General features: G+C 66.7%; 11 protein-coding genes. 7 read left to right on the forward strand and 4 right to left on the reverse strand.

What is annotated here, in order from left to right:
* Positions 1 to 847: tetratricopeptide repeat protein (locus ACFC02_RS19005; protein ID WP_376358122.1), on the forward strand; the 847-nt coding region annotated here is incomplete at its 5' end.
* Between the two features lie 367 nt (positions 848 to 1,214).
* Here the strand turns inward: ACFC02_RS19005 and ACFC02_RS19010 are convergent.
* From ACFC02_RS19010 to ACFC02_RS19020, 3 genes are read right to left on the reverse strand one after another with little or no spacing between them, the layout of a single operon-like run.
* The gene (locus tag ACFC02_RS19010; protein ID WP_376358125.1) at positions 1,215 to 1,577 is read right to left on the reverse strand and encodes a hypothetical protein; all 363 of its coding nucleotides are present in this window, start codon (positions 1,575 to 1,577) and stop codon (positions 1,215 to 1,217) included.
* 38 nt (positions 1,578 to 1,615) lie between these two features.
* Entirely contained in the window at positions 1,616 to 2,191 is a 576-nt protein-coding gene (locus ACFC02_RS19015) for a hypothetical protein (protein WP_376358128.1), read from the reverse strand.
* An 11-nt stretch (positions 2,192 to 2,202) separates the two neighbouring features.
* Entirely contained in the window at positions 2,203 to 2,769 is a 567-nt protein-coding gene (locus ACFC02_RS19020; protein ID WP_376358131.1) for a hypothetical protein, read from the reverse strand.
* Between the two features lie 142 nt (positions 2,770 to 2,911).
* On the opposite strand from ACFC02_RS19020, the gene ACFC02_RS19025 reads away from it, so the two are divergent.
* A complete protein-coding gene (locus ACFC02_RS19025) occupies positions 2,912 to 3,538 on the forward strand; it encodes a nucleotidyltransferase family protein (protein ID WP_376358133.1) in 627 nt (208 codons plus the stop codon).
* 384 nt (positions 3,539 to 3,922) lie between these two features.
* On the opposite strand, the gene ACFC02_RS19030 is transcribed toward ACFC02_RS19025, so the two are convergent.
* On the reverse strand, positions 3,923 to 4,636 hold the full coding sequence (locus tag ACFC02_RS19030; protein WP_376358136.1) for a DUF6308 family protein: 714 nt from the start codon (positions 4,634 to 4,636) through the stop codon (positions 3,923 to 3,925).
* A gap of 633 nt (positions 4,637 to 5,269) precedes the next feature.
* Here ACFC02_RS19030 and ACFC02_RS19035 point away from each other — a divergent pair.
* The 5 genes from ACFC02_RS19035 (at position 5,270) to ACFC02_RS19055 (ending at position 7,768) form a co-directional block, all read left to right on the forward strand.
* The gene (locus ACFC02_RS19035; protein ID WP_376358139.1) at positions 5,270 to 5,731 is read left to right on the forward strand and encodes a helix-turn-helix domain-containing protein; all 462 of its coding nucleotides are present in this window, start codon (positions 5,270 to 5,272) and stop codon (positions 5,729 to 5,731) included.
* On the forward strand, positions 5,728 to 6,111 hold the full coding sequence (locus ACFC02_RS19040) for a CPCC family cysteine-rich protein (RefSeq protein ID WP_376358141.1): 384 nt from the start codon (positions 5,728 to 5,730) through the stop codon (positions 6,109 to 6,111). The genes ACFC02_RS19035 and ACFC02_RS19040 overlap by 4 nt, the downstream gene beginning before the upstream one ends.
* Positions 6,108 to 6,842, forward strand: a complete 735-nt coding sequence (locus ACFC02_RS19045; RefSeq protein WP_376358144.1) for a HEAT repeat domain-containing protein — start codon at positions 6,108 to 6,110, stop codon at positions 6,840 to 6,842. The genes ACFC02_RS19040 and ACFC02_RS19045 overlap by 4 nt, the downstream gene beginning before the upstream one ends.
* A 3-nt stretch (positions 6,843 to 6,845) precedes the next feature.
* Positions 6,846 to 6,998 carry a hypothetical protein gene (locus ACFC02_RS19050; protein WP_358270515.1) on the forward strand — a complete coding sequence of 51 codons (153 nt, stop codon included), beginning with the start codon at positions 6,846 to 6,848 and terminating at the stop codon, positions 6,996 to 6,998.
* A 233-nt stretch (positions 6,999 to 7,231) separates the two neighbouring features.
* Entirely contained in the window at positions 7,232 to 7,768 is a 537-nt protein-coding gene (locus ACFC02_RS19055) for a hypothetical protein (RefSeq protein WP_376358148.1), read from the forward strand.
* The last annotated feature ends 109 nt before the right edge of the window (positions 7,769 to 7,877 follow it).

Below are 7,877 nucleotides of genomic sequence, written 5' to 3' on the forward strand. Positions count from 1 at the left end.
GGCAGCAGACAATGCAGCTGCCTACGAGCCTGACCTCGCATCCGCTTTGAATAACTATGGCAACCGACTGTCGGAAGTAGGACGATGGCAAGAGGCGAGGAGCGTTAGCGATGAGGCGTTGAGTATCTATCGACGACTCGCGGAAGTCGCACCCTCGGTCTATGAGTTTGACCTCGTGGCTTCGCTGTCCAATGCTGCTGGCTTCTACTTGGCAGCGGGTGATCTTGGGCGGGCCATCCCCTTGTACGAGCAGACGCTGACCGACAGCGTCCGTGTCTTGGGTGAGGACCACCACGTGGTCTTGCTCGCACGGAACAACCTGGCTGGTGCGTACGAATCGGCGGGTGATCTTGGGCGGGCCATCCCCTTGTACGAGCAGACGCTGACCGACAGCGTCCGTGTCTTGGGCGAGGACCACCCCGATACCCTGCTCGCACGGAACAACCTGGCTGGTGCGTACGAATCGGCGGGTGATCTTGGGCGGGCCATCCCCTTGTACGAGCAGACGCTGACCGACAGGATCCGTGTCTTGGGCGAGGACCACCCGGCCACCCTGACGTCACGAAACAACCTGGCTAGTGCGTACGAATCGACGAGTGAACTGGCTCCCCCGGGCCGCCGCCGCGGTGCGCACTGGGAGGTGCCACACAGGACCGACCGAAGACTCTGGTCGTACAAGGACATCGCCGCGCACATCCGGGTCCAGCCCGACACCGTGCGCTCGTACCGCAAGCATGGGCTGCTCCCTCCGCCGGACCACGTCGAAGCAGGAAAGCCGTTCTGGTACGCCGACACCATCCGCCGGTGGCTGGAGAGCCGGCCGGGCAACAGAGGACGCAAGGAGTAGCCGACAAGGCGCCAGGTCCCCCACTCCCTCTCGGACAGGGAGTGGGGACCTGGTCGTTTGTCTTCGCATGACGCCGGTCGTTCAGACCCCGGCTCCCACTCGTTCCGAGGGCCTGTACCCGGCCTGCGCTGCCGCTGGCTCCGGGTCGCCGCCCTCCCGCAGCCCGAACCGCTCGTGCAGCGTCTCTGGAACTCTTAAGGATCTTGGAAGGGTCATCCCCTTGTACGAGCAGACGCTGACCGCCAGGATCCGTGTCTTGGGTGAGGACCACCCGGCCACCCTGACGTCACGGAACAACCTGGTTCACGTGCGGAGCAATGCAGAGGGAAAGGGCGGTGGTCCATCGACTGACTGAAGGCGTCTCTGCCTATGGCTGGATTGGAAGGAGACGAACCTTCGTTGGCTGCTCGGCCAACTGCCCACGGAGTACGTGATTCTCGACTGTCAACTGATGCAAAGCGCCCACCAGGGCTTCGATTTCGGCTTTGAGCTGAGCGATCTCCTCTGTGTCGGCCGCCCGGAGCTCTTGCAGCCGGCGGACCTGTGTGCGCAGGCGTTGTTCGCTGTCTGGGGTGCCGCCGCGGGCGCGAACCTTGTCGTAGAAGTCGTTCTTCAGGTCGGTGTGCCGCTGGGTGAGAGCGTTGCGCGGGACGCCGGCCTCGGTGGCGAGGGCGACGATGGTCAGCGCTCCGTTCGAGTTTCGCGGTGTGCCGTTCAGGATGCGGTCCATTGCGGCACGGATGTGCTCGCGCTCGTCTGGGGCTGGGCTCATGACGTTGGCTCTTGAAGGTGGATGCGGTCGTGTTCGTGCCGGTGGGCCAGCGTCCGCAGGTGTCCGGCGCGCCGGGCGAGTCGGTCGGCGAGCGGATCGGGCACCGCCTCGGAGGCGGCCTGCTTCTCCAGCGCCTGCGCTTGCTGGCGGAGTTGGTCGGCGTGCTGGTCGGTGCGGGCGATGTTCGCGCAGGACGGCTGGCAGCGGTCCGGCCCTGGCACATCGGTGGTGTCCCGCCTGTGGCAAAGGACCCGGTCGCGGTTGTAGACACACATCAGGAAGGCGCGAGGGTTGTCGTAGACGGTCAGCGCGGGGTCGCCCAGGATGTCGCGGGCCTGGCGGTGGGTGCGGATCGACCCGGCGAACGTAGGGGCCCGGGCGGCGGCGTGGATCGCGCGCCGTGCGGCCGGCCCGGAGATGCCCACCCCGTGGGTGAGGTCGTCGTGGAGGGTGGTGAGGGTGTCGGCAGTGGCCCGGGCGGTCTCGATGTCGAGGAGCTCGTGGATCCCGTCGCGGCCGCGGGCTAACGGTGGAGTCGGGTATTGGAACTGTCCGAATGACTGGGCCCGCAAGGCTTCGGCTGCTAGGGAGTCGCTGGATGGAGCCCGTACTCGGCCAGCCACCGGAGCAGGTCTTGGCGAGAGGTCTCGACGAGGCGGCCTCCGGTGAAGCGGGCGTCGTCGGTCACCTCTGCCACGCACTCTGGAGGCGGCATAAAGGACTGGGCCTCCTCGTCGGTGGTGAACTCGCCCTCCGCCAGGACCAGGCCCTGCAGAGGGCCGTCGAAGACGTCGACGCCCAAGGGAGGCACGCTGAAACGCGTCTTGGTCAGCACTGCAGCTGGCAGTGAGGCGAGCAGGTCGTACTCGGTCGGCGACAGGTACGTATTCGTGATCAGTCCCTGAATCGCGCCTGTCCGAGCGACCGGCACCTTCTGGGTGAGCTTGAGTTCGCAGCTGCCGTCTGACCGTTCGGCGCGTCGCAGACGCAGGCGTGTTCCCACCAGATAGCGGTCGGTGATCATCCGGGTGACCGTCACTGCTGACGGTGCCGGCGCTTCAGCCAGCAAGAACCGCCGTTCCCGCTCGATGCGCGCGTACTTTCCCGAGTGAACCGTCTGACCTTGAACCCCGCCGGCCTTGTCCATCATGAAGACAGCTTCCCAGCTGGTTCTGCTCGCGTTGCCTGAGTTTTTCGGTGGGATCGACCTCCCGAAGTCGTGGAAGCAGCCAGGAGGGGCTTCGCGAAGTGGATCGGCCGTGGTCCTGGGCGAGTTGTGGTAGGCAGGGATGATGATCAGCCGACTCCCTCTCGATGAGCAACTCGTGTCCCTGCGTGCGGTGCTGTCGCGTAACGACGTGTTGACGGAGGTGCTGGCGCGGACTGCGACGTTGGGTCTGCCTGGGTGGTATGTGACCGCGGGATGCCTGTTTCAGACCGTGTGGAACGCGGCCACGGACAGGCCACCGACCAGCGGCATCAAGGACTACGACGTCTTCTACTTCGACGCCGACGATCTGTCCTGGGAAGCAGAAGATGCCGTGATCAAGACCGGCAAGGAGGTCTTCGCCGACCTACCGGCAGAGGTTGAGATCCGGAACGAGGCCCGGGTTCACCTCTGGTATGAGGACAAGTTCGGAGTGGCGTGTCCGCCTCATGACTCCACTGAGGCGGCGATCGACAGTTTCGCTGCGACGACGTGCTGTCTGGGAGTCCGGCTGGAGGCTGACGGCCAGTGGCGCGTGTATGCGCCGCATGGTCTTTCGGATGTGTTCAACCTGGTCGTTCGGCCGAACCCGGTGCTGGCTCCACGGGCGGTTTATGAGGCCAAGGCAGCGCGGTGGCGAGAGCAGTGGCCTGAGTTGACTGTTCTTGACTGGCCCTCCACGGGTGCCATGTCGGCCTCGTCCGTCGACTGACGTCGGCGGCGTAGGCGCCCCAGTCACCCGCGGATGCCTGCTGCCACTGGACGGCGACCTTGATGTGGACACCGAGCATCCGGGCGAGGATCGCGGCGGGGAGTTCGGTCGCGAGAGTGAACAGTGCGGTGGAGCGATCCTGTTTCGGTCGGATCCCGATCTTATGGAGACGGATGCCGACCTGGCTGTCGGTGAGGGGGCGCCCTGGATGTCCTCCCGGGAACAGCCAGGGAACGTCCTCCGGAGTGCCGATCTTGGCCTTGCCGCGGCGGGTTGCGACGAGCTCGCGGACGAGGCTGGCCAACGGCTGGTCTGTGACCGGGGCTGGCGGCCTCGTCGCCGGGGCAGGGCGGTCGGCCACGTCTCACTGCTCCGGGCGGTCGCTCATGTATCGGCGGGCTCAGCGGTATGCACCCGGAGCCCGCCGCCGAGGTTCCATGCGACGACGTCCAAAACGCGCAGCACGCTCATGTCGTCCGGGGCGCATCGCATCAGCGTCTTCCACGTTTCGGGCTGCTCGTCCAGGTCGCGCGCCACGGCTTCGGCGAGCAGTCGGAAGAACTCCGCCCAGGTGCGGTGGGGCGACTTCTTGATCGGGTACTGAGCACCGGGCCCGCAGTAACAGGCGTAGACCTGGGTGTCGTAGAGCGGCAGGAAAAGTGGACGCTTGCGGTGCATGATCTTCATCAAAATCGTTCCGCCCACCCCGCGGAGCGGGGCCGGGCCGTCGAGCAGCCCGCCGATACGGCGCAATGGCTCCGCGTGCATGTCGGAGGCGACCGCATCCTGCAACGTGAGCTTTCCCGGGATCGCCGCGAGCACTGCCTCAAGGTCCGGGCGCACGGCTTGGAGGTTGAGGACGGCATGTAGCTTAGGCGCGACGTTCAGCAGCACCGGTGCCAGCAGGTCCCCATCGTTGAGTTCGTTCGGCCCGCTGCCGGTGTCCATCCGGTCGTAGATCGGGAACGCATACGGTCTGCCCTTTGCAGCGGCCGCAGCCGCCCGGTTCGCCTCTGCGTCGAAGTACTGCCATATCCACTGCCTGGCCTGGTCCAGGGCCACGCATCGGCCACCGACACGCACGGTCTCCCAGCTCATGTCCCCCTCCCCCTGCCGCACATGCGGCAGGCAGCAAGTTATCAGGCAGCGCCTCGCACAATGGAGCGGTCGCCACGATATGCCGCTGCTGGGCGATCAGACCATGGATCCGTCCTTGCATGGCCTTGAGCAGGCGACTTCATACATTGGCACTTCGGCCTTGCCGGACGACGGCCATCACACGGGTTCACTGCTACACCGTTCGACAGGGCACCATCGTTGATCGGCCTACCCGGAAATGACCGAACAGAGTCCAGAGGTTAGCCAAAGGCCCCCGTCACCACACCACGCGGCTCACCGTTAACCGCCACGGCCGAGTCGGTTTCCACCACGCGCACGGACCTCGTCGCTCAGCCACGTCTAGCCGGGATCCAGCCAGCGCGCGGAGAACGACGGATGACGACAGGTGACGAAACGTCAGATCATTCAGCCGAAATCCGGCCATGGGCACGCGAGCGGAGCCAACCCGAACCCGGGTGGACCCCAATTGACTTGGCGTTGTACTGCTGACCTTCAAAGCGTGGTGTCGTGGGGGCTGACGCCTCGTGATCCCTGCGGTATGCCGACCGCATGAGGTATGCACAAGGGGGCGGACTGACCGACGAACGGCGTTACGTCCGAGAGAAGTTGAGGATGGAGGCGGCCGAGCGGTTCAGGCAGGGCGACGAGAACCCGGTCATCGCTCACGACCTGCGGGTCAGTGTCCGGTCGGTTCAGCGGTGGCGCAGAGCCTGGTCGCAGAACGGGCCCCGGGCTCTGGCCTCCAAGGGCCCGGCATCCCTGCCGCTGCTCAGTGACGAACTGTTCGCCGCGCTCGAGCGGGAGCTGGCCAGGGGGCCGGTGGCACACGGCTGGCCGGACCAGACCTGGACCCTGTCACGGATCAAGACGCTGATCGGGCGCCGCTGCCGCCCGATCCTGACCTGCGGCGGAGCCCCCATCCAGGGCTCTGACCTGGGTTTTCTTCGTTGGCATGCGTTGGCACCCGACGGCTGTTTACGGGTGTCCTGCGGACTAGCTGCGGACTGGCCGGGGCTCCGAGGCGGCGAAATCCCTGGCACACCGGCTGGGCCTGCAGGGAGACTGCGCAGGTGAGCGGCTCCTACCCCTGCCCGTGCTGCGGGCACCGCGTGCTGGGCACGACGCCCGGCTCGTACGAGATCTGCCCCGTGTGCTTCTGGGAGGACGACGGGGTCCAGTTCCGCTGGCCGACCATGGCAGGCGGTGCGAACAAGGTGGCGGCCCTGATCGAGGCCCAGCGCAACTACCAGGACTTCGGCGCCTGCAACCAGCACGGCCTTCGGTACGTCCGCCCGCCGGCCGAGGACGAGCCGCTCGACCCCGCCTGGCGCCCCATCGACCTGACACGCGACTCCTTCGAGGACTGGGCAGCCGAGGACCGCGCCCCGTGGCCCGACGACCACTCGGTGCTCAGCTGGTGGCTCCCCACGTTCTGGCGCCGGGACCACCCATGACCACCCACAACATCGAGAGACTCATCCAGCAGCTCGACGACTCGACCGGCCCGTCGTACGACGCCCGCGCGGAACTGATCGGCATCGGCTCCGACGCCATCCCCGCCATCATCGACGGTCTGCCCTCCCTCGGCGGCTTCGGTCAGCTGACCGCCATCGAGGTCTTCGAAGAGGTGGCGGACCCACGCTGCGGCCCCGCCCTGATCGCCCTCCTGCGCAGCGACGACTCCACCGTCCGGGAATGGGCGGCGATGGCCCTGGCGAGCCTAGAGATAGACGGCGCGGCCGAGCACCTGCGCCGCGCCTATCGCGCCTGCCTGGAACGGGCGACTCCATTGGACTGGAGCGAGCCGGGCGGCATCCGCTGGGCCCTGACCGAACTCGGCGTACGCACCCCTGTCGTCCCACCGCTCACCGCGCGCCTGCGAGCCACCGCGGCGGACGACGCCCCTGGCTGGCCCTCGGCCCACTTCACCGAGATCATCAACGACCTGGCCGACCACGCTCAGGTGATCCTCTACTCCCAGCTCTGGCAGGTCGACGCCGGCCGCACGTACGGCATCTCCGGCACCAGCCTGGACTGGGAACTCGACTGGACCGCGCCCTGGGAGCACCTGGTCGAAGAGTCCCGCACCTGGTCGCTGCTGGAAGCCTCCGAAGCCCCCGCCGGCGACAACATCTTCGTCGCCCCCACCTGGATCGACCGTACCGACCTGTACCCGGAAAGGTGACCGATGCCGTCCCAGCACCCCCAGGAGATCGGCTACGGCCATGTGGTCGAGAGCTACGTGACGAGGATGTACGCGGGCCTCCCGCGCTACCTCGTATTGAACGGCGGGCGCGGTTCTCTCTGCGCCGCCACGATCGCCTCCGCCCTGGAGCTGTAAACCGCGTCTGAAGCGGCCGAGCTCGATGAGGGTCGTCGTGCCCGGCACCACCAGCACGGAGGCCGCCTGGAGGGCGGGCAGAGCGATGACGGCAAGCGGCTGTGGCGGCCGGAGGCCGCCCCTTCGTGAAGACGCGAAGACGTACTTCAGTCTGGCGAGCGCCGCCGTAACCCATCGGGCAATGTCAGGCGATTGCCTGACAGGCGAGGGATGGGTCCGGTAGATCTGTGCCCGTGACTGACTCCATGCCCCCCGATGACGGCGAGCCCACTTCCCTCCGCGAGAAGGCCAAGGACTGGGTCGAGAAGGGCAAGGGCTGGGCCGAGAAGCACCCGAGGACGATCCGCTTCGTCAAAGTCGCGGGCGTGGCTGCGGGCATGGTCGCTGTTGTGGTCCTCGCGCCGCGCAGCATGGATGAGGACGCAGACGAGTTCCCCAGCTATGCCGAGGGTTCCGCAAACGCCGAGGAGGTTGAGGATGCTGAGGGTGCCGCGGAAGTCGAGGGTGTCGCTGACCAGGAGCAGCCCTCCGCCTCCGACAGGACGAGCAGTCCTCGCGACTCCGCCAAGAACCACCTGCGGAATCTCCACCCCGGCTGGAACGCCAGCGAGGAGAAGAAGGCGCAGTACAAGGAGGAGACAGGGGAAGATCTGCCTCCCGGCACCACCTGGGTCTCTCCAAAGTCCGATGCGGACGATTCCCCGGAAGGCGAGGCCCCGGGTGCGGATGATTCCCCGGAGGACGAGGACCCGGGCGAAGCAGCAGCCTGAGCGCTCAGGTGCAGGTGAGAGCGGACAGCGCAAGATCCTTGTAGGCGGACAGATCAGCTCCTTCTCTGCGGACAGCTGATCTCCCTCTCGATGGACCCATTCGTGTCGG

Origin of the sequence: Streptomyces sp. NPDC056160, assembly GCF_042268205.1 — a bacterium.
In the GTDB taxonomy this organism is placed as follows: domain Bacteria; phylum Actinomycetota; class Actinomycetes; order Streptomycetales; family Streptomycetaceae; genus Streptomyces.